The sequence below is a fragment of the Streptococcus sp. 53 genome, assembly GCF_013276565.1.
GTDB lineage: Bacteria > Bacillota > Bacilli > Lactobacillales > Streptococcaceae > Streptococcus.
Genome location: NZ_VMLG01000013.1, coordinates 21,341 through 47,729, shown reverse-complemented (window position 1 = coordinate 47,729; position 26,389 = coordinate 21,341). Strand labels below are relative to the sequence as shown.

Annotated in this window: 26 protein-coding genes and 1 pseudogene; 24 read left to right on the top strand and 3 right to left on the bottom strand. The window is 40.6% G+C overall.

Going from position 1 to position 26,389, the window contains the following annotated elements; translation table 11 throughout:
* Positions 1-6: 6 nt before the first annotated feature.
* The 5 genes and pseudogenes from pabB (at position 7) to HT722_RS04730 (ending at position 5,095) form a co-directional block, all read left to right on the top strand.
* The gene (gene pabB / locus HT722_RS04750; protein ID WP_173277826.1) at positions 7-1,728 is read left to right on the top strand and encodes an aminodeoxychorismate synthase component I; all 1,722 of its coding nucleotides are present in this window, start codon (positions 7-9) and stop codon (positions 1,726-1,728) included.
* On the top strand, positions 1,729-2,346 hold the full coding sequence (locus HT722_RS04745) for an alpha/beta hydrolase (RefSeq protein WP_173277823.1): 618 nt from the start codon (positions 1,729-1,731) through the stop codon (positions 2,344-2,346). It abuts the gene before it with no gap.
* A gap of 49 nt (positions 2,347-2,395) precedes the next feature.
* Positions 2,396-3,082, top strand: a pseudogene (locus tag HT722_RS04740) (excalibur calcium-binding domain-containing protein); the annotation flags it as partial.
* Positions 3,083-3,199: 117 nt separating this feature from the next.
* Complete coding sequence (locus tag HT722_RS04735) at positions 3,200-4,159, top strand: ROK family glucokinase (RefSeq protein WP_173277820.1); 960 nt, start codon at positions 3,200-3,202, stop codon at positions 4,157-4,159.
* Between the two features lie 96 nt (positions 4,160-4,255).
* Positions 4,256-5,095: a thymidylate synthase gene (locus HT722_RS04730; RefSeq protein ID WP_173276390.1), complete on the top strand. Its 840-nt coding sequence runs from the start codon at positions 4,256-4,258 to the stop codon at positions 5,093-5,095.
* Between the two features lie 50 nt (positions 5,096-5,145).
* On the opposite strand, the gene HT722_RS04725 is transcribed toward HT722_RS04730, so the two are convergent.
* Positions 5,146-5,316, bottom strand: a complete 171-nt coding sequence (locus tag HT722_RS04725; protein WP_001051780.1) for a DUF3042 family protein — start codon at positions 5,314-5,316, stop codon at positions 5,146-5,148.
* A 120-nt stretch (positions 5,317-5,436) separates the two neighbouring features.
* Here HT722_RS04725 and miaA point away from each other — a divergent pair, with 120 nt between their 5' ends.
* Genes miaA through HT722_RS04700 form a run of 5 tightly spaced genes read left to right on the top strand, consistent with a single transcriptional unit; the run spans position 5,437 to position 9,888 of the window.
* Positions 5,437-6,321: a tRNA (adenosine(37)-N6)-dimethylallyltransferase MiaA gene (miaA, locus tag HT722_RS04720; RefSeq protein WP_173276391.1), complete on the top strand. Its 885-nt coding sequence runs from the start codon at positions 5,437-5,439 to the stop codon at positions 6,319-6,321.
* Positions 6,314-7,552: a GTPase HflX gene (gene hflX / locus HT722_RS04715; protein WP_173277818.1), complete on the top strand. Its 1,239-nt coding sequence runs from the start codon at positions 6,314-6,316 to the stop codon at positions 7,550-7,552. The genes miaA and hflX overlap by 8 nt, the downstream gene beginning before the upstream one ends.
* Positions 7,545-8,168, top strand: coding sequence for a cystathionine beta-lyase (locus HT722_RS04710; protein ID WP_173277816.1), 624 nt, complete (start codon positions 7,545-7,547; stop codon positions 8,166-8,168). Before hflX ends, HT722_RS04710 begins: the two co-directional genes overlap by 8 nt.
* 14 nt (positions 8,169-8,182) lie before the next feature.
* Positions 8,183-9,112, top strand: a complete 930-nt coding sequence (rnz, locus tag HT722_RS04705; protein ID WP_173277814.1) for a ribonuclease Z — start codon at positions 8,183-8,185, stop codon at positions 9,110-9,112.
* A gap of 20 nt (positions 9,113-9,132) precedes the next feature.
* Positions 9,133-9,888: an SDR family oxidoreductase gene (locus tag HT722_RS04700; protein ID WP_173277812.1), complete on the top strand. Its 756-nt coding sequence runs from the start codon at positions 9,133-9,135 to the stop codon at positions 9,886-9,888.
* 53 nt (positions 9,889-9,941) lie between these two features.
* On the opposite strand, the gene HT722_RS04695 is transcribed toward HT722_RS04700, so the two are convergent.
* The gene (locus HT722_RS04695) at positions 9,942-10,850 is read right to left on the bottom strand and encodes a LysR family transcriptional regulator (RefSeq protein WP_001222592.1); all 909 of its coding nucleotides are present in this window, start codon (positions 10,848-10,850) and stop codon (positions 9,942-9,944) included.
* Positions 10,851-11,558: 708 nt separating this feature from the next.
* Here HT722_RS04695 and HT722_RS04685 point away from each other — a divergent pair.
* From HT722_RS04685 to HT722_RS04655, 7 genes are all read left to right on the top strand, one after another.
* Positions 11,559-11,666 carry a QVPTGV class sortase B protein-sorting domain-containing protein gene (locus HT722_RS04685; RefSeq protein WP_004256158.1) on the top strand — a complete coding sequence of 36 codons (108 nt, stop codon included), beginning with the start codon at positions 11,559-11,561 and terminating at the stop codon, positions 11,664-11,666.
* Between the two features lie 130 nt (positions 11,667-11,796).
* A complete protein-coding gene (locus tag HT722_RS04680) occupies positions 11,797-12,531 on the top strand; it encodes an ABC transporter ATP-binding protein (RefSeq protein ID WP_084928212.1) in 735 nt (244 codons plus the stop codon).
* Positions 12,532-12,543: 12 nt separating this feature from the next.
* Positions 12,544-14,559 carry an FtsX-like permease family protein gene (locus HT722_RS04675; RefSeq protein ID WP_173277810.1) on the top strand — a complete coding sequence of 672 codons (2,016 nt, stop codon included), beginning with the start codon at positions 12,544-12,546 and terminating at the stop codon, positions 14,557-14,559.
* Positions 14,560-14,639: 80 nt separating this feature from the next.
* Entirely contained in the window at positions 14,640-16,214 is a 1,575-nt protein-coding gene (locus HT722_RS04670; RefSeq protein WP_173277808.1) for an ATP-binding protein, read from the top strand.
* Positions 16,195-16,791 (top strand): response regulator transcription factor, encoded by a 597-nt coding sequence (locus HT722_RS04665; RefSeq protein WP_173277806.1) that lies wholly within the window; start codon positions 16,195-16,197, stop codon positions 16,789-16,791. The genes HT722_RS04670 and HT722_RS04665 overlap by 20 nt, the downstream gene beginning before the upstream one ends.
* Before the next feature lie 47 nt (positions 16,792-16,838).
* A complete protein-coding gene (locus tag HT722_RS04660; RefSeq protein WP_033689072.1) occupies positions 16,839-17,108 on the top strand; it encodes a YqgQ family protein in 270 nt (89 codons plus the stop codon).
* Positions 17,108-17,491 (top strand): rhodanese-like domain-containing protein, encoded by a 384-nt coding sequence (locus HT722_RS04655; RefSeq protein ID WP_173277803.1) that lies wholly within the window; start codon positions 17,108-17,110, stop codon positions 17,489-17,491. The genes HT722_RS04660 and HT722_RS04655 overlap by 1 nt, the downstream gene beginning before the upstream one ends.
* Positions 17,492-17,525: 34 nt before the next feature.
* Here the strand turns inward: HT722_RS04655 and HT722_RS04650 are convergent, their stop codons facing one another.
* Complete coding sequence (locus tag HT722_RS04650) at positions 17,526-18,251, bottom strand: pseudouridine synthase (protein ID WP_173277800.1); 726 nt, start codon at positions 18,249-18,251, stop codon at positions 17,526-17,528.
* 161 nt (positions 18,252-18,412) lie between these two features.
* Here HT722_RS04650 and typA point away from each other — a divergent pair, with 161 nt between their 5' ends.
* The 7 genes from typA to HT722_RS04615 all read left to right on the top strand — a co-directional run bounded on the left by typA (position 18,413) and on the right by HT722_RS04615 (position 26,386).
* Positions 18,413-20,254, top strand: a complete 1,842-nt coding sequence (typA, locus tag HT722_RS04645) for a translational GTPase TypA (protein ID WP_000164111.1) — start codon at positions 18,413-18,415, stop codon at positions 20,252-20,254.
* Between the two features lie 19 nt (positions 20,255-20,273).
* The gene (locus HT722_RS04640; protein WP_173276395.1) at positions 20,274-20,528 is read left to right on the top strand and encodes a DUF3165 family protein; all 255 of its coding nucleotides are present in this window, start codon (positions 20,274-20,276) and stop codon (positions 20,526-20,528) included.
* Positions 20,529-21,053: 525 nt separating this feature from the next.
* A complete protein-coding gene (locus tag HT722_RS04635) occupies positions 21,054-23,075 on the top strand; it encodes a bacteriocin-associated integral membrane family protein (protein ID WP_173277799.1) in 2,022 nt (673 codons plus the stop codon).
* Between the two features lies 1 nt (position 23,076).
* Positions 23,077-23,718 carry an ABC transporter ATP-binding protein gene (locus HT722_RS04630; RefSeq protein WP_000571283.1) on the top strand — a complete coding sequence of 214 codons (642 nt, stop codon included), beginning with the start codon at positions 23,077-23,079 and terminating at the stop codon, positions 23,716-23,718.
* A 20-nt stretch (positions 23,719-23,738) separates the two neighbouring features.
* Positions 23,739-23,948: a hypothetical protein gene (locus HT722_RS10490; protein ID WP_240146927.1), complete on the top strand. Its 210-nt coding sequence runs from the start codon at positions 23,739-23,741 to the stop codon at positions 23,946-23,948.
* A gap of 25 nt (positions 23,949-23,973) precedes the next feature.
* Complete coding sequence (murD, locus tag HT722_RS04620; protein ID WP_173277796.1) at positions 23,974-25,326, top strand: UDP-N-acetylmuramoyl-L-alanine--D-glutamate ligase; 1,353 nt, start codon at positions 23,974-23,976, stop codon at positions 25,324-25,326.
* Between the two features lies 1 nt (position 25,327).
* Positions 25,328-26,386, top strand: a complete 1,059-nt coding sequence (locus HT722_RS04615) for a UDP-N-acetylglucosamine--N-acetylmuramyl-(pentapeptide) pyrophosphoryl-undecaprenol N-acetylglucosamine transferase (RefSeq protein WP_173277794.1) — start codon at positions 25,328-25,330, stop codon at positions 26,384-26,386.
* The last annotated feature ends 3 nt before the right edge of the window (positions 26,387-26,389 follow it).

The window sequence follows — 26,389 nt, the reverse complement described above, 5'->3', positions numbered from 1 at the left end:
TAAACTATGCATAGAAAAACAGTGATTGATTTTAGGGCTTTGGGGGAGAGATACATCTTTACCCAGCCTATCAAAGAGTTAAAAACGAGAGATTTAGCGAAAGTAACAGCCTTGCTGGCACAAGTGGAAAGCTATCAAGAGCAAGGCTATTATGTGGTGGGTTATGTCAGCTACGAGGCTGCACCTGCTTTTGAGGAGAAATTAGCAGTTCACAAGCTTCCTCTACTGGGCGAGTACTTGCTTTACTTTACTGTTCATGATAGCGTAGAAACATCCCCTATTCCTCTGACTTATGATGAGGTTGATTTGCCTTCAAATTGGCAGGAAGTAACGTCTGCAGCAGACTATGAAAAGGCTATTGCCCAGATTCATCATCATCTACGGCAGGGTGATACCTATCAGGTCAACTACACCGTCCAACTCAAGCAGGACTTAAGTGCCAATCCTTTTGCCATCTACAATCGTATGGTGGTAGAGCAGGAGGCGGGCTACAATGCCTATGTGGAACATGACGATATGGCAGTGATTTCCATGAGCCCAGAGCTCTTTTTTGAGCAGAATGGCCACGAGTTGACAACACGACCAATGAAGGGAACGACTCAGCGTGGGTTGACCGACCAAGAAGACTTGGAGGAGGCCAGTTGGTTGGAACAGGACCCCAAAAATCGCTCTGAAAACATGATGATTGTGGACCTCTTGCGCAATGATATGAATCGTATTTCTGAGGTGGGGAGTGAGCACGTGGAGCGTCTTTGCCAAGTAGAACAGTATTCAACGGTTTGGCAGATGACTTCGACTATCAAGAGTCAGTTACGAGCAGATGTTAATTTAGTTTCTATTTTTCGTTCTCTCTTTCCTTGTGGTTCTATAACGGGAGCACCCAAAATTGCGACTATGGAAATCATTAAGGACTTGGAGCCACAACCGCGTGGAGTCTACTGTGGAACGATTGGTCTCTTGCTTCCAAATGGACGACGGATTTTTAATGTGGCCATTCGTACCATTCAACTTCACAAAGGTCAAGCAATCTATGGAGTTGGCGGAGGCATTACATGGGATAGCACTTGGGAATCTGAATACCAAGAGGTTCATCAAAAGGCAGCTGTTCTCTATCGTAAACAAGCTCGTTTTCAGCTAATTACTACTGGGAAAATCAGCCAGAAGAACTTGCTGTTTGAAGCACAACATCTGGAAAGGCTGAGAAAAGCTAGTCGCTATTTTGCTTTTCCTTTTGATGCAGAAGACTTGAAACAAAAGATAAAGGAAGAGTGTCAGGATTGTGATGTTAATCAAGATTACCGCTTGCGAATTTCTCTCAGCAAATCTGGAGAGATAGAAGTCAATCGTCAAGTATTAACACCCCTTAGTCCAACCTTCTGCCATGCCCAACTCTGCCTGCAGGAAGCCAATTTGCAACAAGCATTTACCTATTTTAAAACAAGCCACCGACCGCATTTGAGCCTAGGGGAACAAGAGAAGATTTACCACAATAAGTCTGGAGAGCTACTTGAAACCTCTATTGGAAATTTGGTTCTGAAAATCGCTGGAAAACTCTACACACCGCCTATTCGACTGGGAATTTTACCAGGAATTTACCGTCAGCATTTGCTGGAAACAGGACAGGTAGAAGAGAAAGTCTTGACCTTGGCAGATTTAGACAAAGCTGAAGCTATTTACGGCTGTAACGCAGTGCGAGGCTTGTATGAGTTAATCTTACAGGAGAATTAGATGAAACTGATATTTTTACACGGGTTAGGGCAGTCAGCGGAGAGTTGGAAAGAAGTTCAGAATCTACTGATAGATTATCCTTCTGAGGCTATCGAGTTGTTTCCTTCTGGAGTTAGCAACTATCAACAAGCCAAGGAGCGCATTTATCAGCACTTATCAAAGGAGACAGAACCTTTTGTCCTAATCGGTTTGTCCTTAGGGGCTGTCCTTGCATTGGAGCTTTCAAGTTCTGATATACCAACCCTTCAGGCTTTGGTTTTGTCAGGTTGTCCATTGAAACTAGCAGGTAATATTCCTTTTTATTTTCAAACACTGGTATTTAAACTACTCCCAAAAAGGATATTTGAGAAACAGGGAGCAGATAAATCGCTTCTGGTTGGTGTTTCTGAGGAATTAAAAACACTTGATTTAAGAGAGATTGCAAAGAATTGTTCCTATCCAAGCTTGTTAATTTGTGGTAGTAAGGATAAGCCAAATCTTAGTTCTATGAAAGGTATTCAAGAACTGATACCAAATTCCCAGTTCCAGATTATCCCTGATGGTCCTCATGTTCTGAATAGAGCTAAACCAAAAGAGTTTGCAGAAATAACCAGAAGTTTCCTTGAATTGCTGAAATAAGTTTGATAAAATAATAGTGAAATCGATAACATCGTTATAGGAGAAAGAAATGAACAAACGTCTATTTTTAAAAATGAGTCTGGCTACCTTGCCAGTTTTAGCCTTGTTTTCACAACCTGTGTTAGCAGAGGAAAATATTCATTTTTCTAGCTGTAAGGAAGCTTGGGCGAATGGATACGCAGATATTCACGAGGAAGAACCTGGTTATTCTGCCAAGTTAGACCGCGATCATGATGGTGTGGCTTGCGAATTGAAAAATGCTCCTAAGGGTGCTTTTAAAGCAAAACAAGAGGCTACAACTCAAACTGATACAACTTCATCCACAGCAAGTGGTTGGGTTAAGCAGGACGGTTCTTGGTACTATTTTGATGGAAATGGAAATCCAATGAAAAATGCATGGCAGGGAAGTTATTACCTGAAAGCTGATGGTAAAATGGCACAGAGCGAATGGATTTATGACCCTTCTTATCAAGCTTGGTATTATTTGAAAGCAGATGGTTCTTATGCAAAAAATGCATGGCAAGGAGCTTATTACCTTAAATCAAACGGTAAAATGGCACAAGGTGAGTGGGTTTATGACTCTTCTTACCAAGCCTGGTATTACTTGAAATCAGATGGTTCTTATGCTCGCAATGCATGGCAAGGCAATTACTATTTGAAATCAGATGGTAAAATGGCTAAAAATGAGCGAGTTGATGGAGGCCGTTACTATGTAGATGCTTCAGGTCTCTGGAAACCATAAGTCAGGATAAAATCCAGAAAGTTAATGCAAACCTTTGCATAAATGAGTGAATTTTGTTATACTATATCTGTAAGCATTTTCAATTAATTCATAATAAAAAAGGAGAATATGATGAGTCAAAAGATTATTGGGATTGACCTTGGTGGAACTTCTATCAAATTTGCAATCTTAACAACAGCAGGAGAAATCCAAGAAAAATGGTCTATCAAGACTAACATTTTGGATGAGGGAAGTCACATCGTAGATGATATGATTGAGTCTATTCAACACCGTTTGGACTTGCTTGGATTGGTAGCAGCGGACTTCCAAGGTATTGGAATGGGGTCACCAGGTGTGGTTGACCGTGAAAAAGGAACTGTTATTGGTGCCTACAACCTCAACTGGAAAACCCTTCAACCAATCAAAGAAAAGATTGAAAAAGCCTTGGGCATTCCTTTCTTCATCGATAATGATGCCAACGTAGCTGCTCTTGGTGAGCGCTGGATGGGTGCTGGAGATAACCAACCAGACGTTGTCTTTATGACACTCGGTACTGGTGTTGGTGGCGGTATCGTCGCAGAAGGCAAATTGCTTCACGGTATTGCTGGTGCAGCAGGTGAGCTTGGCCACATCACTGTTGACTTTGACCAACCAATCGCATGTACTTGTGGTAAAAAAGGATGTCTTGAGACAGTGGCTTCTGCAACAGGAATTGTCAACTTGACTCGTCGCTATGCGGATGAATACGAAGGCGATGCAGCCTTGAAACGTTTGATTGATAACGGAGAAGAAGTAACTGCTAAGACTGTCTTTGATCTCGCAAAAGAAGGAGACGACCTTGCTTTGATTGTTTACCGTAACTTCTCACGTTACTTGGGAATCGCTTGTGCCAACATCGGTTCAATCCTCAACCCATCAACAATCGTAATTGGTGGTGGAGTATCAGCTGCGGGAGAATTCCTTCTACAAGGTGTTCAAAAAGTTTACGACGAAAATAGTTTCCCACAAGTACGCACATCCACTAAATTAGCTCTTGCAACTCTAGGAAATGACGCTGGAGTTATCGGAGCAGCATCACTTGTATTGCAATAAGATAATGAGAGAGGAAAAATGCTAACCTAGAGTTAGTAATGTTCCTCTTTTCTTTTTTATGCTATACTAGTTAGGAAATAAATGAGGTGAGAGTAAATGACAAAAGCAGATACGATTTTTAAAGAGAATATTGAACGCATTCTAAAGGAAGGTGTTTTCTCAGAGCAGGCTCGTCCTAAGTACAAGGATGGGACTGTTGCCAACTCCAAGTATGTAACGGGTGCATTTGCCGAGTATGATTTGGCTAAGGGCGAATTTCCCATCACAACCTTGCGTCCCATTGCAATTAAATCCGCCATCAAGGAAGTACTTTGGATTTACCAAGACCAGTCTAATAGCCTAGAAGTGCTTAATGATAAGTACAATGTTCACTATTGGAATGACTGGGAAGTGGGAGATACAGGAACCATTGGTGAGCGCTATGGTGCAGTTGTTAAGAAACACGATATCATCAACAAGCTTCTCAAACAGTTAGAAGCTAACCCTTGGAACCGCCGCAATATTATCTCTCTCTGGGATTATCAAGCTTTTGAGGAGACAGATGGGCTACTCCCATGCGCCTTTCAGACCATGTTTGATGTCCGCCGTGTAGATGGGGAAATCTATTTTGATGCAACCTTGACTCAGCGTTCTAACGATATGCTGGTGGCCCACCACATCAATGCTATGCAGTATGTGGCTCTTCAAATGATGATTGCCAAGCATTTTGGCTGGAAGGTTGGGAAGTTCTTCTATTTCATCAACAACCTCCATATCTATGACAATCAATTTGAACAAGCTCAGGAATTGCTTCGTCGTGAGCCGTCAAACTGCCAACCTCGCTTGGTTTTAAATGTTCCTGATGGGACTAGTTTCTTTGATATTAAAGCAGAAGATTTTGAGTTGGTGGATTATGACCCTGTCAAGCCACAGTTGAAGTTTGACCTAGCTATTTAAAAGAATAGAAAAAAGAAGTTGAGACAATAAATCCCAACTTCTTTTGTTTTTTAACGTGATACGCGGCGACGAGCTGCTTTTTTACGGTTTTCTTCGATGAAAGCTGCTTTTTGCTCTTCTGGTTCGATTACTTTCTTTTTAAATGCGTATACTGCACCTGCAACGGCAGCGACAGTTCCTGCGACACCTGTTACAAGACCTTTAGCGAATCCTTTAGCCATGAGTCTTCCTCCTTTATATTCTCAATCAGCCAGCCTCCTCAAGAGGTCACATTTTTCTGACTGACCTTTTTGTGTTATAATAATAGTAACGAAAAAATGGGAATTTTTCAAGGAAAAAAGATGAAAACAAAAATAATTGTGATTGTTGGACCGACTGCTGTTGGAAAAACAGCCCTTGCCATTGAAGTGGCCAAGCGTTTTAATGGCGAAGTGGTTAGTGGAGATAGCCAGCAAGTCTATCGAGAACTTGATATTGGGACGGCTAAGGCTAGTCCAGAAGAGCAGGCAGCTGTTCCCCATCATTTAATCGATGTTAGAGAGGTAACCGAGTCTTACTCGGCTTTTGATTTTGTTTCAGAAGCTAAGATGGCTATTGAGGATATTCACAGCCGTGGCAAGCTAGCCATTATAGCCGGTGGGACTGGGCTTTATATCCAGAGCTTGCTAGAAGGTTATCACCTGGGTGGGGAGACTCCCCATGAGGAGATTTTGGACTATCGAGCTAGTTTGGAGCCATATTCAGATGAGGAATTAGCTCATCTGGTGGCGCAAGCAGGTCTTGAGATTCCCCAGTTTAATCGTCGTCGTGCTATGCGTGCCTTGGAAATTGCTCATTTTGGTCAGGATTTGGAAAATCAAGAGAGTCTATATGAACCGCTGATTATCTGCTTGGATGATGAGCGCAGTCAATTATATGAACGAATCAATCATCGAGTGGATTTGATGTTTGAGGCTGGGCTTTTGGATGAGGCCAAGTGGCTTTTTGACCATTACCCTGATGTGCAGGCTGCTAAAGGTATTGGCTATAAGGAACTCTTTCCTTATTTCCGTGGAGAGCAGACCTTGGAGGAAGCTAGTGAGAGTCTCAAACAGGCGACCCGCCGTTTTGCCAAGCGTCAGTTGACCTGGTTCCGTAATCGTATGCAGGTCACCTTTTATCAGATTGGAGAAGCTGGTGTGCAAGACCGCATTTTAAGCCAGATAGAGGAGTTTTTAGATGATTGAAACGGAGAAAAAAGAGGAACGGGTTCTGCTGATTGGTGTAGAATTGCAGGGCATGGACAATTTTGACCTCTCCATGGAAGAATTGGCCAGTCTAGCTAAGACAGCTGGGGCAGTTGTTGTAGATAGCTACAGACAAAAACGTGAAAAATATGATTCCAAGACCTTCGTCGGCTCTGGTAAGTTGGAAGAAATTGCGCTCATGGTGGATGCAGAAGAAATTACCACTGTCATTGTCAACAACCGTTTAACTCCACGGCAAAATGTCAATTTAGAAGAAGTTCTGGGTGTCAAGGTCATTGACCGTATGCAGTTGATTTTGGATATCTTTGCCATGCGAGCTCGAAGCCATGAAGGGAAGCTCCAAGTCCACCTAGCTCAGCTCAAATATCTCTTGCCTCGCTTGGTTGGTCAGGGAATTATGCTCAGCCGTCAGGCAGGGGGAATTGGTTCCCGTGGTCCAGGTGAAAGCCAGCTGGAGCTGAACCGTCGTAGCGTTCGCAATCAAATCACGGATATCGAGCGCCAGCTCAAGGTGGTTGAGAAAAATCGGGCGACTGTCAGAGAAAAACGTTTGGAGTCAAGCACCTTTAAGATTGGTTTGATTGGTTATACCAATGCTGGGAAGTCAACTATCATGAACACCTTGACCAGTAAGACCCAGTATGAGGCTGACGAGCTCTTTGCGACTCTGGACGCGACGACTAAGAGTATCCATCTGGGGGGCAATCTTCAAGTAACTTTGACAGATACCGTGGGCTTTATCCAAGATTTGCCGACTGAATTGGTGTCCAGTTTCAAGTCGACCTTGGAAGAAAGCAAGCATGTGGATCTTCTGGTTCATGTTATCGATGCCAGCAATCCTTACCACGAAGAGCATGAAAAAACGGTCCTTTCCATCATGAAAGACTTGGACATGAAGGATATTCCTCGCCTGACACTTTATAATAAAGCGGATTTGGTGGAAGATTTTACGCCTACCCAAACGCCCTACGCCCTCATTTCTGCCAAGGCTGAGGATAGTCGTGAGAATTTGCAGGCACTATTTTTAGAAAAAATCAAGGATATTTTTGAGACCTTTACCCTGCGCGTGCCTTTTTCTAAGTCCTACAAGATTCATGATTTAGAAAGTGTTGCGATTTTGGAAGAACGTGATTATCAGGAAGACGGCGAAGTGATTACAGGCTACATTTCTGAGAAAAACAAATGGAGGTTAGAAGAATTTTATGACTGATATCAAAACGTTGGCTCTAAAGTATGGAGGTTATACAAGTCTGGATAAGGTATATCTGGATCAGCTTCTAGCTGGCAAGACAGAGCAGGAGCAGTTGGCTCTCATCACACCTCCGCCTAGCGTGGTCAATGCTTACTTTGCAGAACTTTACCAAAAAAAGAGTCCTCAAGCTGCAACCGATTATTTTGCGGAACTCAGTCAGGAACTGAATCTTTACAATACTGAGCCAAGTTTCACCTTAGAAAACAAGCCCTTTATTCGCCTAAACCTGTCTGGTAAATCCTTTGGTTTTTGTTATGAAAGTGAGGGACTGGGTCGGATTTTCTCTGAAAATGAAGAGGTAATCTCAGATGACTTGTTCTTTGAAATTGCGCAAATTTTCCCCCATCAACTGGTCTTTGAGAAGTCTGGAAAGATTTACATGAAGGCTGTCGGGGACGAGGAAGTTGTTAGCGTGGAAAATCTTACAGCTTTGACTGATTTGGAAAGTTTGGCTGATGGTCGCAAACGTCTCAAAGGCTACAGTCAAGAGGATTTATTGCAGGAAGCTAGAGCTTTTACTGGCAAGAGCTATTTCCGATCGGAAAACCGCACAGCCATGTTATATATTGATTAATTAGAAAGTATCGAATGGATATTCAATTTTTAGGAACGGGGGCTGGTCAGCCCTCTAAAGCCCGTAACGTTTCAAGTCTTGCCCTGAAACTCTTGGATGAGATTAACGAAGTTTGGCTCTTTGACTGTGGAGAAGGAACGCAAAATCGCATTTTGGAAACCACGATTCGACCACGTAAGGTCAGCAAAATCTTTATCACTCACCTGCATGGAGATCACATTTTTGGCCTGCCAGGTTTCCTTTCTAGTCGTGCCTTTCAGGCCAATGAAGAGCAGACAGATTTGGAGATCTATGGACCTCAAGGAATCAAGTCATTTGTCTTAACTAGCCTTCGTGTGTCAGGTTCGCGTCTGCCTTACCGTATTCATTTTCATGAGTTTGACCAAGATTCTTTAGGGAAAATCCTTGAAACCGATAAATTCACGGTGTATGCAGAGGAGCTGGACCACACTATTTTCTGCGTTGGTTATCGTGTCATGCAAAAGGACTTGGAAGGAACGCTGGATGCTGAAAAGCTCAAGGCTGCTGGTGTCCCATTTGGCCCACTTTTTGGGAAAATCAAGAACGGCCAGGATGTTGTTTTGGAAGACGGAACTGAAATCAAGGCAGCAGACTATATCTCAGCTCCACGTCCAGGTAAAATTATCACTATTTTAGGAGACACTCGAAAAACGGATGCCAGTGTGCGTCTGGCTGTCAATGCCGATGTCCTTGTTCATGAGTCCACTTATGGCAAGGGTGATGAAAAAATTGCTCGTAACCATGGCCACTCTACTAACATGCAAGCTGCACAAGTAGCGATAGAAGCAGGAGCCAAACGACTCTTACTCAACCATATCAGCGCCCGTTTCCTCTCAAAAGATATCAGCAAGCTCAAAAAAGACGCTGCTAGTGTCTTTGAAAATGTGCATGTGGTCAAGGATTTGGAAGAAGTGGAAATCTAGCAGTCACAGAAAGGATAAGTATGCCTACTATTCTCATTACCGGAGCTAGCGGTGGTCTAGCACAAGAAATGGTTAAACTTCTGCCAAATGACCAACTCATCTTGCTTGGTCGAAATAAGGAAAAATTAGCCCAACTCTACGGAAATCATCCACAAGCAGAATTGATTGAAATTGATATTACCGATGACTCAGCCTTAGAAACTCTGGTAGCAGACCTCTATCTCCGCTATGGCGAGATTGATGTCTTGATAAACAACGCTGGTTACGGGATCTTTGAGGAATTTGACCAGATTTCCGACCAAGATATTCATCAGATGTTTGAGGTCAATACCTTTGCCCTGATGAATCTGTCTCGTCGCCTTGCGGCTCGAATGAAGGAAAGTCGAAAAGGCCATATCATCAATATCGTCAGCATGGCAGGTTTAATCGCTACTGGCAAGTCTAGTCTCTACTCAGCAACCAAGTTTGCGGCTATTGGTTTTTCAAATGCCTTACGCCTCGAACTCATACCCTATGGAGTCTATGTGACGACAGTCAATCCAGGACCAATCCGTACAGGATTTTTTGACCAAGCCGACCCAGATGGAAGCTATCTCAAATCTGTTGACCGTTTCCTGCTAGAGCCAGATGCAGTGGCTAAAAAGATTGTCAAGATTATAGGAAAAAACAAACGAGAACTTAATCTCCCTATGTTGTTGAACCTAGCCCATAAGTTTTATACCCTCTTTCCTAAGCTAGCTGATAAGCTGGCAGGGGAAACTTTTAATTATAAGTAAAAAGAACCAATGTGCAGGTTGTTGCTAGCCTACATATTGGTTCTTATCATTTCTCAACTATCAAACTGGACTTCTTCTAGGAGATAGTCGATAAAGCGTTCGCCCATCTTAGACAGGCTGGTTTTTTCATGCTGGATATAGACCAGCTCAATGGGATCATCAATATCCAATGGGATGGAAACGATATTGTCTCCGTTGAGGTTGCTGTTCAAAATCCCTGTCGCAATGGTATAACCGTCCAGACCAATCAAGAGATTAAAGAGGGTAGCACGGTCGCTGACTACGATGGATTTCTTGTGGTGTTCTTGGGAAAGAATCTCTTCTGAAAAGTAGAAGGAGTTGTGCGTCCCTTGGTCATAGCTCAGATAAGGGAAATTCTCCAAATCAGACAGTTTCACCTTGTCTTTCTTTGCCAGAGGATTGGTCTTGCTGACAAAGATATGCGGTTGCGCGGTAAAAAGATGGTGAGCCAGAAGGTGATTGTCATCCAGCATTTTTGTTAAAACATCACGGTTGTAGCTGTTCAAAAATAGGACACCGACCTCACTACGGAAGTTCTTGACGTCGTCGATAATTTCCCAAGTACGAGTTTCACGAAGGAAGAGCTCGTATTTCTCCATATCGCTTTTCTTGAGCAAAGAGACAAAGGCATTGACCACAAAGGCATAGTGTTGAGATGAAACGCTAAAGAGTTCACGGTGGGCGACAGGATTTTTATAGCGTTCCTCCAGAAGTTGGGTCTGCTCGACAACCTGACGGGCATAGGAGAGAAACTCCATCCCATCACGGGTTAAGGTGATACCCTTGGGATTGCGGATAAAGATCTCAATGCCCATCTCATTTTCCAAATCTCTCACAGCATTGGAAAGACTAGGCTGAGTGATAAAGAGCTGTTTGGCTGCTTCATTCATGGAGCCAGTTTCGACGATTTTGATAATATAATGTAATTGTTGAATTCTCATGTTTTTATTGTACCACACTTGCGTCAGAATCGCCAAAGAAGATAGGCAAATCAGGGGGAGTGTGTGGGTCTCTGTAAAGTAGTTAAGAAGAAACTTCTAAATCATTTGGTAAATAAGATTAAAAATTTCTCTCGAAAATAAGAAACTTGCACGATTTACTCATTATTTACACAGTACTAGAGTTTATACTAGTTACTGTAAAGATGATCATCTAAAAGAAGGAAGGAGGCAACCTTATGGCTAAAAATACAAGTCGTCCAGAGATTGATTCTCTAAGTTTTGAGGTTGAAAACCAAGAACTTTTCGGGAAATCAGAAGCTTGTGGTGCACAGCTTTTAAAATGACACTAGCAGGCTGCTGTGGATTGTATTTCACCTATTCCTATGAGTGTACGAGAAATAATGTTCGTTGTTAGATAAAACAAAAGGAAAATTCTAGTGTTTTATTACAAAACATTGACAACATTTTGATTTGGTGTTATATTTACGGGGAGAAATACAAATAAAACGAGATAACTTTGAGATTGATTCTTTGGATTATGGAAATTGATAGCCAAGAATTGGATGGTAAATCTGCTGCTGGGTAGGGTATGGCTGTTAGATTAACAGCACAGAGGCGTGGTGGTTGGTGATTGACATATTCTTATGAATGTATTTCGCCAAACGTGCGCTGTGGGTAAAACTCTCTATTTTTTGACAGGAGGATAAGATGGAAGGAATTATTGGAACACTAGAATTCTATGCACCTGTACTGGTCTTAGGAGTTGTTGTCATAGGGATTGTTTACTTTATGAAAAAAAGAAACGATCGCAAATAATCAACATCGACCGATACCTGAAAAAGGCATCGGTTTTTTATAACTTGAATATATTGCACAAAATACTCATGGCAAACCTTGAAAGAAACCGTATAATGAGAGAGTAATAAAGAAACGGAGGAATGAAATGATGAAACAGCTTATCGTGACAGGATTAACGAAAACATTTGGTCAAGGGGATAATATCGTTCATGCTTTATTAGATGTGAATTTGTCCGTTGAAAAAGGTGAATTTCTGGCAATTATGGGGGCCAGTGGTAGTGGAAAAACAACACTCCTCAACTGTATTTCAACGATTGATAAACCAACATCAGGTGAGATTCGATTTGAAGATTTTGACATCATCCATGCCAAGGAAAATGAGCTAGCTGACTATCGTGCTAAAAACATTTCCTATATTTTCCAAGCTTACAACTTGGTGGAAACCTTGACAGTTTATGAAAATATTGTTCTACCTCTTCAAATTCAGGGGAAAAATATCAAAAAACATCAGGATAAGATTGAGGAAATTTTGGATAAGTTGGCCATCCAAAACTTAAAAGATAAGTTTCCTAATCAGTTATCAGGTGGTCAGAGACAACGTGTGGCAACTGCTAGAGCCTTGATTGATGATTCTAAACTGATTATCGCAGATGAGCCGACAGGAGCTTTGGACTCTGCCAATTCTGAAAAACTGATGGCGCTTTTGCAGGAAATCAATAAAAGTTTTGGCATTACCATTTTACTGGTTACGCATGACCCTGCCGCAGCCAAGTACTCTTCACGGATGGTGCTACTTAGCGATGGAAAGATTATGGATGATTTGGAACGTAACAGCTTATCTAATGAACAGTATTTGCAAGAGATTTACAGCCGTACCAGATAGGAGGAGGAGAGTATGTATCCAAAATTGATTTTACGAAATGTATTTCGAAATTTACAGACCTATACCATCTATTTTTTCAGTCTGACCTTAATTTATAGCTTGCTCTACGCTTTTAATGCTTTACCAAGCCATCCAGTGATGCAAAGTTTATCAGGAGCAAAGGAAATGTTGACGACGGTGATGAGTCAGTACATGGGCTTGCTTTCCTATCTGATTCTATCGGCGATTGCCTTTCTCGTCGTTTATTCCACAAACTTTGTCCTGGGACGGCGTAAGAAAGAGCTGGGACTTTATGCAACGCTGGGAATGAAGAAGAAGCAGATTATCGGTACCCTGTTCTTTGAAACCATGCTGGTCAATATCTTTTCCTTGATTCTAGGTTTCTTGCTTGGATTGATTTTACTGGTCATTCTAGCTAAGATTGCATCTGAGTTTTTCATGGCTAATTACTTTGGTAGTCTGCTTTTCTTTGATAACAAGTCTGTCATCTTACTAGTTTATTCCTATTTGGTAACCAGTCTTATTGTTGGTGTCATGGACATTCTTACCTTTAGAAAGCAAAATATCATTGCACTCATTCAAGAAAATGGGGTCAAGAAATCTGTCTTGGCAAAAGGCAAGCCAGTTCTTCAAGCACTTCTCTTTATTCTTTCGACAGCTGTTATCGGTTTTGGTGCTCTCTATTTTTCAGACTATCACCATCTATCACTCTTGAAAAGCTGGGGTATCTTGCTGGTATCTGTCTTCGTGATTTTTGTGATTTTATTTTACAATACCTTGAGCCATTTTATCTTGGTCTCCCTTAGAAAACTGCCTCAAACCTACTATAACAAACTAAACAGTTTTAAAATTCGTCAATTTTCAAAACAAGCTGATAGTAATTCGGTCACGTTGGCTGTCTTATCCTTGACCTTGACACTGGCTCTCAGCTTGCTAGTTTTTAGTGGTAGTGCCTATACGACTATGAACCGAGAGCTGAACAAATACTCACCTTATGACATATCTGTCAATCTTTATCGTGGTCAAGAGTTCCAGTTTTCTCAGGAATCTGTCAAAGACAGATTGAAAGCAGATGGATTTGACTTTAACCTCATCAAAGAGGAGTACAGCTATCCTAGCTATTCTAGTGATGTAATCTATAAAGATTTGATTGATACTAGCAATCTCTGGGCGCATGATAAGAAACTTCCTGAATCAAAAGTACCGATTTTAGGAATTTCTGCCTACAATCATCTCCGCAAACTGCAAGGTGAAAGAGAGGTTGACTTGTCAGAAGACCAATTTCTAGTCAATGCCAATTATAAAGGAACTGCTAAGCAGATTCAGGAATTTCTATCAACGACCAAAACCCTCATGATTAACGGTCATTCTCTCAACCTTGCCTCTTCAAAGCAACTTGAAACAGTTTACTTTTTATCTTCAGTAGGTCTAAATGACGCAGGAACCTTGATTGTACCAGATAAGGTAGTAGTTGGATTGACGGAAGACCACACGACCTATGTTGCCAATTTCAAAGAAAACATTGACAAACGGGAAGTAGAAACATTCTTGAGTCAGTGGATTGAAAAATACTACTTCACTCGTGATGGAGCAGAGTTGAATTCGTTCACCTATCAAACGAAAGGAAGTATTTTTGAGGTTTACCTTGGATTTATGGGCGTCATTGTCTTTGTCATGATTTTTGTCAGTGTTATTTTTATCATTATTTCCCTCAGTATCTTGTCCCTTCAAACTTCAACAAGTGCTTTGGATAGTGTAAATGATTATCAAATCTTATACCTTCTTGGGAATAAGAGGAAGCAAAATCGTACTATTCTTTTGCAACAGATTCTAAGTTATTTCTTGGTTCCGCTGGTCATCGCAGGTCCGCTAGCATTTGCCTTGAGTACCGCTCTTTTGGGCTATTTTGAGAATTTCGCTAATACCAGCATTTCTATTGATATCACCTATCTGGGAGTAGCGGTTTTACTCTTTGTCCTTTACTTGCTAGTGACTTACAGAGTAAGTTGGCAAATTATTGAAAATTAAGTCAAATACCAGAGTTGCCTATCCTGCAATTCTGGTATTGTGTTATAATGATATTAAAGTAGTTCAGGAAGTGGATACATATGAAACAGTTTGTCAAATCGCTCTCGAAAAACTCACTTTTATTGTGGTGGTTGACGATTTTTAATCATCTAGCTTTAATGATTTATATTTATTATAGGATTCCTCTAGACTTTTCGACAGATTTTTCCTTGCAGATGGTTTTATTGCTGATTATTGCTTTAATTGTATTTAGCTATATTTGTAATATTGTGACCTTTCGGTATAGTGAGTTGAAACTTTGGTTGCTCCTGATGATGTTTCTCATTAGCTGGCAATCCATATTTAATCAAGGAGTTGCGAGCACCCTGTTGCACTTTTTTGATATTCTTCATCCGCTCAACTCTTTTTTATTGGTGTATAGTTCTCTGTCTATTATCTTTCTGGGAGAGAAAATAGGAGAAGAACTGTTGAGTGTGTCCTTTGTGTTGACACTAATCACCATTAGTTCGTATCTGTTAAGTCCTTCAATTTTTCTATTTCTGTCCTTGTTTGCGTCTTTCTTTTTAAACCTTGTTCCCTTGATTTTACTGATTTTATATCATAAAGAGTTGAAAAGTAAACTCAAGTATCAGAGACGAAATTTGTGGATATTAGCTTTAATATTGCCTCTTTCTTATTTCTTTTTGTATATCAATACGACGGGCTCAGGAGTGATGAACCTAGTCTGGTATCTAGAAATTCTTGGTATCTTAGCTTTTTTACACTTCAAAATGATTGTCAGCTCTCTTCAAAAAAGGGTATCAGAGTTGAAATTGTCCTATATAAAAGCTTTTTCACGCTTGTTTTTACTGGTTATGTTTTTGTTAGTAGGCATTTTCATCATCTTTCGTCTAGATTTAAACACGAGCTTTTTGGTCTTGAATATCATGTTACTATTGTTCGGAATTTGTTCGGAAGAATTGATTCGCCTTTTTCGTTCTGCTGAAATGCTAGATGCTAGGGATTATGTAAAAGTTCTCTTTTTAAAGCGTAATCGTATGGTGAAAAGTCTGCTGGCAAATGAAGACACAGAACAACAGTTCTCCGAATTTCTTCACAATGAAATCCTGCAAAATGTGATGGCAATAAAAAATTTCAATAAATATAGTAGTAATCAAGCTTTTGGTGAACAGATCAATCTGGTGACAGAGGAGTTGGTTCAGCGGATTCGTGAGCGGATGGATTATTATCAGCCAATGGTAGAAACAGACGAGCAGTTAGACATACAGTATCAAGGGCTGATTAATCGGATTGTCAAGCGCTATCACGCAGAAAATGAAGTCGTCACACAGTTTCCTGTCCACTTTAGGCTTTTATCTCCTTATGATAAAATTGCCTATCGTCTGGTTGAGGAGTTGGCGACCAATGCCGTTAAGTACGCTAGTGGTGGAAGGATTTCTTTGAAGATTGATGTGCATGATGACGCTATTTTTATCATTTCTGAAAATAACTGCGTTCAAACAGAAAAATCCTTAGGTTATGGCTTGAAAAATATGTCTAATAAAATTAGTGTTTTAGGTGGTCAAATGCAGATTTTTGAAAATAATAAGAGATTTCGTGTAGAAATTACTCTCCCAATTGATAAGGAGTTGTGTTATGAAAATTTTGTTAATTGATGATCATAAATTATTTAGCCAAAGTATCAAGATGATTTTAGAGTTATCGGAAAACATTAAAAAGGTTCAGTTAGTGGATAATTTTTCGACTATCTCGGAGATTGCTTTTAATGACTACGACATTATTTTGATTGATATCAACCTGACGAGTCTGTATCAAGCTGATGGGCTGACCTTGGCACAAGAGATTATCGACAATGGTTGTTCTAGTAAGGTTGTGATTTTGACAGGTTACAGTAAAAAAATGTATGAACACCGAGCTAAAGTTATGGGGGCTTATGGCTTTCTGGACAAAAGTATGGACCCAGATGAGTTGGAGAAAAAACTGGAAAAGATTTATCTAGGTGGTAAGGTCTTTTCAGATGAAGTGATGGTAGAGGTGCTAACACCACGAGAAATCGAGATACTAGAACTGGTTAGAAATGGCTTGACCATTGATGATGTCTGTGACAAGGTCTATGTGAGTAAACGTACAGTTTCCAATCATTTGGCCAATATCTTTTCAAAATTGGGAGTGACTAACAGGCAGGAGGCGATTCACATCGCTGAGCAGTTGGGCTATTTTCCACCAGATTAAAAAGTTGCAGAAGATGCAGCTTTTTTAATTTCTGTGCTACTTCTTGTGTGAGTCTCTTCTTGAAAAAAACACAAAAATTTGCTAGAATGAGTCTTATGAAAACATTCTATGATGTGCAGCAATTCCTCAAACGATTTGGTATTATTGTTTATATGGGAAAACGCTTATATGATATTGAGCTGATGAAGTTGGAACTCTCACGGATTTACGATGCAGGGTTGATGGACAAATTAGACTATCTGGAAGCGGAAGCGGTTCTTCGCAGAGAGCACAAGGTAGAATTGGATTATATTGAGAAAAATGGAGAAAAGAACTAATGGTTACTTGGATTTTGTGGGCACTTATACTAGCAATGTTGGCGTGGATGGGCTTTAACTATCTTCGTATTCGCCGTGCGGCTAAAATTGTAGACAATGAGGAGTTTGAAGCCTTGATTCGGACAGGTCAATTGATTGATTTGCGCGCCCCAGCAGAATTCCACAGAAAACATATCCTTGGTGCCCGCAATATTCCTTCAAGTCAGTTGAAAACTAGTCTTGCAGCTCTTCGTAAGGATAAACCTGTCCTTCTTTACGAAAACCAACGTGCGCAGCGTGTCACAAATGCAGCCCTTTATTTGAAAAAACAAGGTTTTTCTGAGATTTATATCCTTTCTTATGGACTGGATTCTTGGAAAGGGAAAGTCAAAGTTGAGAAATAAGAAAACGAGCTTGGGATGTTTCCGAGCTCATTTTTTAACCACTTTTTCTGAGAAAGTCACAAATGCTTGCCAACTCTTCTGAGTTAAGGGGGCGGTAGTCTCCCTCTTGAAGCTTCTCATCCAAACTCCAAGGCCCAAAATGAGTACGTTTGAGAGAGGTGACTTTGACACCAACTGACAGGAACATTTTTTTTACCTGATGAAATTTCCCCTCTGAAATGGTAATAGAGGCTTGACTGTGGGAAGGACTTGCAGATAGAATCTCTAGTCTTGCGGGTTTACAGACAGTACCATCTAAAAAGACGATTCCTTTTTGAAAGGCTTGGATATGGTCAGGTGTCAGAAGTCCATTAACCTCAACTCGATAAGTCTTATCGACATGATATTGGGGATGGAGGAGCTGAAAGCCTAAGGGGCCGTTATCGGTCAAGAGGAGGAGTCCTGTCGTATCTCGGTCCAGTCGGCCGACGGCATAGAGCTTGTCAGACTGGATGTCAGGTAACAGCAGGTCCATGACAGTTGGAAGTTCCCTGTCTTTATTGGCTGTAACGACACCAGCAGGCTTATGAAGCATAAGATAGGTGTGCTCATAGCCTTGAATGATTTGGTCCTGAAAAAGGAGTTCCTGTAGTCCTGTATCGATATTTTGGGCTAGGGAGCGGGCTGGGCAACCATCGACGAGAATTTCCCCTTTAAGTAAGGCTTGTTTCATGGCCTTTCGGCTAACTTTTTCTTGGGCTAATAAATTATCTAAACGCATACTGTGCCTATCTTATCATAAGTTGTTTGCTTTGAAAAGGCTTGACGTGAAAAGAAAAGCGGAGTGAAAACATTTACACTTGCTTGAGTTATGTTATTTACCTGAAATTATGGTATAATCGTTCAGTTAGAAAATAAATTTTGAATATTATAGAGGAAATCATGACAAAATTAAGAGAAGATATCCGTAACATTGCGATTATCGCCCACGTTGACCACGGTAAAACAACCCTCGTTGACGAATTATTGAAACAATCAGAAACGCTTGATGCACGTACTGAATTGGCAGAGCGTGCTATGGACTCAAACGATATCGAAAAAGAGCGTGGAATTACCATCCTTGCTAAAAATACAGCCGTTGCCTATAACGGAACTCGTATCAATATCATGGACACACCAGGACACGCGGACTTCGGTGGAGAAGTTGAGCGTATCATGAAAATGGTTGACGGTGTTGTTTTGGTCGTAGATGCCTACGAAGGAACAATGCCACAGACTCGTTTTGTATTGAAAAAAGCCTTGGAACAAGACCTTGTCCCAATCGTGGTTGTTAACAAAATCGACAAACCATCAGCTCGCCCAGCTGAAGTAGTGGATGAAGTCTTGGAACTTTTCATTGAGCTTGGTGCAGATGACGACCAGCTTGATTTCCCAGTGGTTTATGCTTCAGCGATCAACGGAACTTCTTCATTGTCAGATGATCCAGCTGACCAAGAAGCTACTATGGCACCAATCTTTGACACGATTATCGACCATATCCCAGCTCCAGTAGATAACTCAGATGAGCCTTTGCAGTTCCAAGTCTCACTTTTGGACTACAATGACTTCGTTGGACGTATCGGTATCGGCCGTGTCTTCCGTGGTACTGTGAAGGTTGGGGACCAAGTTACCCTTTCTAAACTTGACGGCACAACTAAAAACTTCCGTGTTACAAAACTCTTCGGTTTCTTTGGTTTGGAACGTCGTGAAATCCAAGAAGCCAAAGCAGGTGACTTGATTGCCGTTTCAGGTATGGAAGATATCTTTGTCGGTGAAACCATTACTCCGACAGATGCAGTAGAAGCTCTTCCAATCCTACACATCGATGAGCCAACTCTTCAAATGACATTCTTGGTCAACAACTCACCATTTGCTGGTAAAGAAGGTAAATGGGTGACGTCTCGTAAGGTAGAAGAACGCTTGCAGGCAGAATTGCAAACAGACGTTTCCCTTCGTGTTGACCCAACTGATTCACCAGATAAATGGACTGTTTCAGGACGTGGAGAATTGCACTTGTCAATCCTTATCGAAACAATGCGTCGTGAGGGATATGAACTTCAAGTATCTCGTCCAGAAGTTATCGTAAAAGAAATCGACGGTGTCAAATGCGAACCATTTGAACGTGTTCAAATCGACACTCCAGAAGAATACCAAGGATCTGTTATCCAAAGCCTTTCTGAACGTAAGGGTGAAATGTTGGATATGATTTCAACTGGTAATGGTCAAACTCGTTTGGTCTTCCTTGTTCCAGCGCGTGGATTGATCGGTTACTCAACTGAGTTCTTGTCAATGACTCGTGGTTACGGTATCATGAACCATACCTTCGACCAATACTTGCCATTGATTCCAGGTGAAATTGGTGGACGTCACCGTGGTGCCCTTGTTTCTATCGATGCTGGTAAGGCTACAACTTACTCAATCATGTCTATCGAAGAACGTGGAACAATCTTTGTTAACCCAGGTACTGAGGTTTATGAAGGAATGATCATCGGTGAAAACTCTCGTGAAAACGACTTGACCGTTAACATCACTAAGGCGAAACAAATGACTAACGTTCGTTCAGCTACTAAGGACCAAACAGCTGTTATCAAGACTCCTCGTATCTTGACACTTGAAGAGTCTCTTGAGTTCTTGAACGACGATGAGTACATGGAAGTAACTCCTGAGTCTATCCGTTTGCGTAAACAAATCCTTAACAAGGCAGAGCGTGAGAAAGCTAACAAGAAGAAAAAATCAGCTGAATAAGAGCTAGAAAGAGATAAAGATGGTTTATTTAATCATAGGAATCCTCTTATTACTACTCTATGTATTTGCGACACCAGAAAGCATTAAAGGGACAGTCAATATCGTCGCTATGGTATGTATTTTAGTGGCACTCTTGATTTTATTGGCTCTATCTTTTCTGAAAATTTTTCAATTACCAACAGAAATGTTCCTAGCAATAGCCATGTTAATCCTAGCTTACTTTAGTGTGAGAGACATCACACTCATGCCAGTCAAAAAAAGTAAAAGAAGATAAAAAAGAGAGTTTCGGCTCTCTTTTTTTGGTAGGAATTTTACAATAGTTTGAATTGTTTTTTTACTATAACATCATCTCTTTTGCTTGGATAATATGAATGGGAAAAACTAGAATAAAATTCGTTAATGACATCTATTTTTAAGGAAACTGTAAAATTCTATTACTAATAATATTTTAGCAAAATATGTTGATAGATTATATAGAAAGTGATATACTTAAGTTATAAGAAATCGTTTTCAAAATAAGAAAGGATTAAATTTATACTCAATGAAAATCAAAGAGCAAACTAGGAAGCTAGCCGCAGGTTGCTCAAAGCACTGCTTTGAGGTTGTAGATAAAACTGACGAAGTCAGTTACATATATCTACGGCAAGGCGACGTTGACGCGGTTTGAAGAGATTTTTGAAGAGTATTATTATCTTGTTGTTCAGGGTGTAATGGATTAAACTAGGAAAATAATTCTAAGGATTTGTAAAAAGATAAAATCTTTTTCTATAGGGTTATTCTCTTATACAAGGAGTCTACTATGAAGAAACTATTCATATTACTATCAACTTTTTTTCTCAGCTTCTTCCTTGCTTGGATTATTGTCTTACGTGCGCCACAATATTTATATGCAAGCTATGATTCCGTCTCCTTACTTCGTGTCAAAAAGGATACTCAGGAACCGACGCGTGAGGTATTTGAACAGGAATTGGAGAATTTTGCAAACTCAGAACAGAGTTTAATAGCTAGAAGAATTGTAGAGCCGAGTAAGGATGGGACGACTCACTTTACTTATGCAACTTATGGTCAGGGAACTTTACCAAAAGAATTCCAAGAAGCTAGTCAAGAAAGTCGTGAACGTAGTGATCCACTAAATAGTTATCTCCTTTTATCAGGCTCCTTGACGAAAGAAAAGCTTGCCGATAAATTAGGAGATTTGGGTTATAAAGCAATTCCTGACCGAAAGACACCGCCCTATTCTCTTGCTTTTAGAATGTTACTAATTCCCCTTATTTTAATTAGTTTAGCAATATTTGGCTTATCTTTTTTTGCTTTAGTGATTATCACTCGGATTAAGGAAATGAGAGCAGCAGGTATAAAACTCTTTTCTGGTCAGACTCTCTTATCCATCATGGGGCATTCTTTATCTACTGATATCAAGTGGCTCCTTCTATCAGCCCTCCTTTCCTTCCTAGGTGGGGGAGTCGTTCTTTTTAGTCAAGGTTTGTTTTATCCTATCTTGTTAGCCACCTATGGTTTTGGGATTAGTTTCTATCTGTTGTTTTTATTGGGGATTTCAATTTTACTAATGCTCCTTTATCTAATGAGTTTGAGTTATAAAGCATTAGTTCCCGTTATTAAGGGAAGATTACCCCTTAAACGCTTGATGGCTTTAACCCTATTGTGTCAGTTAGTAGCTGTTTTTACAGTAGGCTACGCTGTTAAGACAGGTTTGACGTCTTACCAACGATTGAAAGAACTTGAAATTTCAAAACAAGCATGGCAGGACAGAGCAGACTATTACCAGATTTTCTTTGGCTTAGGTGATAGAGTAAAAGATACAGAAAATCAGAATAAGTGGTATGCCTTTGCCAAGGAAGCAATCGAAGAAGAACAGGCTCTATTTGTAAAAGATAATCTCATTCATTTTGCAAATCCTCAAGGAAAAAATGAAAAAGGAGAGACACTGGATACCTATAGTCCAGATGCTAATGTTCTCTATGTCAGTCCAAGTTATTTGGACAAGGAAAATGTGACTGTAAATGATGAGACTAGACAGAAACTAGCCCATCTTCAAAAAGGGGAATTTGGACTCTTATTACCAGAATCTCTTCGTTCACAGGAAGCAGAACTTAAGAAAGCTTTTGAAGAGAGTTTGAGTTATTATGGAAAATCTGGTGAGGAGGCAAGTGCTCCTTTAGAGTATGAAATGAGAGCGATTGTTAGCTATCTTCCAACTGGAGAAAAGCGATTTATTTATAATAACGGTGAAAGCCCAGTATCCATCCAGTACTTAACTGATCCGATTTTAGTTGTATTTACTCCAACATCTACAGGTGATAGTATTATTTCCAAATCTATTTGGTCTATCAATGCTGGAAAACAACTCTTTATCAAAGGATATGAGAGTGGGCTAGAACTCTTAAAGAAAGCTGGAATTTATGAGCAAGTATCCTATCTTAAAGAAGGAAGAAGTGTTTATCTAACTCGTTATAATGAAGTTCAAACTGAAACAGCAACTTTAATCTTAGGAGCTATTGTTGGGATAGCCAGTTCCTTATTACTCTTTTATTCTGTCAATCTTCTATATTTCGAGCAATTCCGCCGAGATATCTTGATTAAACGAATTTCAGGTTTACGATTTTTTGAAACACATGCTCAGTATATGGTTAGCCAATTTGCCAGTTTTGTATTTGGTGCTAGTTTCTTTATTTTAAGCAGTCGAGACTTGGTGATTGGCTTGCTCACTTTATTCGTCTTTCTAGCTAGTGCAGTTTTGACGCTTTACCGTCAAGCACAGAAAGAATCTCGTGTTTCTATGACAATTATGAAAGGAAAATAGGATGATTGAACTAAAGAATATATCTAAAAAATTTGGAAGCCGTCAGCTATTTTCAGATACAAATCTTCATTTTGAAGGTGGGAAAATTTATGCCTTAATCGGTACAAGTGGCTGTGGTAAGACAACACTCTTGAATATGATTGGACGATTAGAGCCATATGACAAAGGGCAAATTATCTATGATGGCACCTCTCTTAAAGACATTAAGCCCTCTGTTTTCTTTAGAGATTACTTAGGATACCTATTTCAAGATTTTGGCTTAATTGAAAGCCAAACCGTCAAAGAGAATCTCAATCTGGGTTTAGTTGGTAAAAAGTTGAAAGAAAAAGAGAAAATCTCTTTGATGAAACAAGCTCTAAACCGTGTCAACCTCTCTTATTTAGATTTAAAGCAACCTATCTTTGAATTATCAGGAGGAGAAGCACAACGTGTTGCACTAGCGAAGATAATTTTAAAGGATCCGCCTTTGATCCTCGCAGATGAACCAACCGCTTCGCTAGACCCCAAAAACTCTGAGGAATTACTCTCTATCCTAGAATCTTTAAAAAATCCGAATCGAACTATTATTATTGCGACCCACAATCCTCTGATTTGGGAGCAAGTGGACCAAGTCATTCGAGTTACCGATTTATCACATAGATGATATGGTAAGATTCATACTCAATGAAAATCAAAAAGCAAACTAGGAAGCTAGCCGCAGGCTGCTCAAAGCACTGCTTTGAGGTTGTAGATGAAACTGACGAAGTCAGTAACCATATATACGGCAAGGCGAAGCTGACGTGGTTTGAAGAGATTTTCGAAGAGTATCAGTTAGAAGAAAGAGCCACAAACACACTTTGTGGCTTTTTTATTTCCATAAAAATGGTAAAATAGTAGGAGTAGAAATGGAGTTTGAGACATGAAAGTAATAGATCAATTTAAAAATAAGAAAGTCCTTGTTTTAGGTTTGGCCAAGTCTGGTGAATCTGCAGCTCGTTTGTTGGACAAGCTAGGTGCCATTGTGACAGTAAATGACGGAAAACCTTTCGAGGACAATCCAGCTGCCCAAAGTTTGCTGGAAGAAGGAATCAAGGTTATCACAGGTGGCCATCCTTTGGAACTCTTGGATGAAGAGTTCGCCCTCATGGTAAAAAATCCAGGTATCCCATACAGCAATCCCATGATTGAAAAGGCTTTGGCCAAGGGAATTCCAGTCTTGACTGAGGTGGAATTGGCTTATTTGATTTCAGAAGCGCCAATTATCGGTATCACAGGTTCAAATGGAAAAACAACCACAACGACTATGATTGGGGACGTTTTGACTGCTGCTGGGCAACATGGTCTTTTATCAGGAAATATCGGCTATCCTGCCAGTCAAGTGGCTCAAACTGCGTCAGATAAGGACACACTTGTTATGGAACTCTCTTCTTTCCAACTCATGGGTGTTCAAGAATTCCATCCTGAGATTGCGGTTATTACTAACCTCATGCCAACTCATATCGACTACCATGGCTCGTTTGAGGAATATGTAGCAGCCAAGTGGAATATCCAGAACAAGATGACAGCGGCTGATTTCCTTGTCTTGAACTTTAACCAAGACTTGGCAAAAGAATTGGCAAGAAAAACACAAGCTACAGTTGTACCATTTTCAACACAGGAAAAGGTTGATGGGGCTTATTTGGAAGATGGTCAGCTCTACTTCCGTGGGGAAGTGGTCATGGCAGCGAATGAAATCGGAGTTCCAGGTAGCCACAATGTGGAAAATGCCCTTGCGACGATTGCTGTAGCCAAGCTTCGTGGTGTGGACAATCAAACCATCAAAGAAACTCTTTCAGCCTTTGGTGGTGTCAAACACCGTCTCCAATTTGTGGATGAAATCAAGGGTGTCAAATTTTATAATGATAGCAAGTCAACCAATATCTTAGCTACCCAAAAAGCCTTGTCAGGATTTGACAACAGCAAGGTCATTTTGATTGCAGGTGGTTTGGACCGTGGTAATGAGTTTGACGAATTGGTTCCAGATATTACTGGACTCAAGAAGATGGTCATCCTCGGTCAGTCTGCAGAACGTGTCAAACGGGCAGCGGATAAGGCTGGTGTAGCTTATGTGGATGCGACTGATATTGCTGATGCGACCCGCAAGGCCTACGAGCTTGCGACTCAAGGAGATGTAGTTCTTCTCAGTCCTGCCAATGCCAGCTGGGATATGTATGCTAACTTTGAAGTACGTGGCGACCTCTTTATCGACACAGTAGCGGAGTTAAAGGAATAATATGAAAAAAATTGTCTTTACAGGTGGGGGGACGGTTGGACACGTTACCCTCAATCTTTTGTTAATGCCCAAGTTTATCGAAGATGGTTGGGAAGTCCACTATATCGGGGACAAGCGTGGTATTGAACACCAAGAAATCCTCAAGTCAGGCTTGGATGTCACTTTCCACTCCGTTGCGACTGGGAAATTGCGTCGTTATTTCTCTTGGCAAAATATGCTGGACGTCTTTAAAGTTGGCTGGGGAATCGTCCAATCGCTCTTTATCATGTTGCGACTTCGTCCACAAGCACTTTTTTCAAAGGGGGGCTTTGTCTCTGTGCCGCCTGTTATCGCAGCGCGTGTGTCAGGAGTGCCTGTCTTTATTCACGAATCTGACCTGTCTATGGGCTTGGCCAATAAAATCGCCTATAAATTTGCGACGAAGATGTATTCAACCTTTGAACAAGATTCGAGTTTGTCTAAGGTCGAGCATGTGGGAGCAGTGACCAAGGTTTCGGACAAAAACACTCCAGAACCAGATGAATTGGTGGATATCCAAACCCACTTTAATCCTAAATTGCCAACTGTATTGTTTGTCGGTGGTTCTGCAGGAGCTCGTGTCTTTAACCAATTGGTGACAGACCATAAGAAAGAACTGACAGAGTGCTACAATATTATCAATCTAACTGGAGACTCTAGCCTGAATGAATTGAGCCGAAATCTTTTTCGTGTTGACTATGTGACCAATCTCTATCAACCTTTGATGGAATTGGCTGATATTGTTGTGACACGAGGTGGTGCCAATACGATTTTTGAGCTCTTGGCCATGGCAAAATTGCATGTTATTGTGCCGCTTGGTCGTGAAGCTAGTCGTGGAGACCAGATTGAGAACGCAGCTTACTTTGTTAAGAAAGGCTATGCAGAAGAGCTTCAAGAAAGTGATTTGACCTTGGATAGTTTGGAAGAGAAGCTGTCTCACTTACTAAGCCACAAGGAAGACTACCAAGCTAAGATGAAGGCTTCTAAGGAATTGAAATCTCTAGCAGATTTTTATCAATTATTGAAAAAAGATTTATCATAAGGA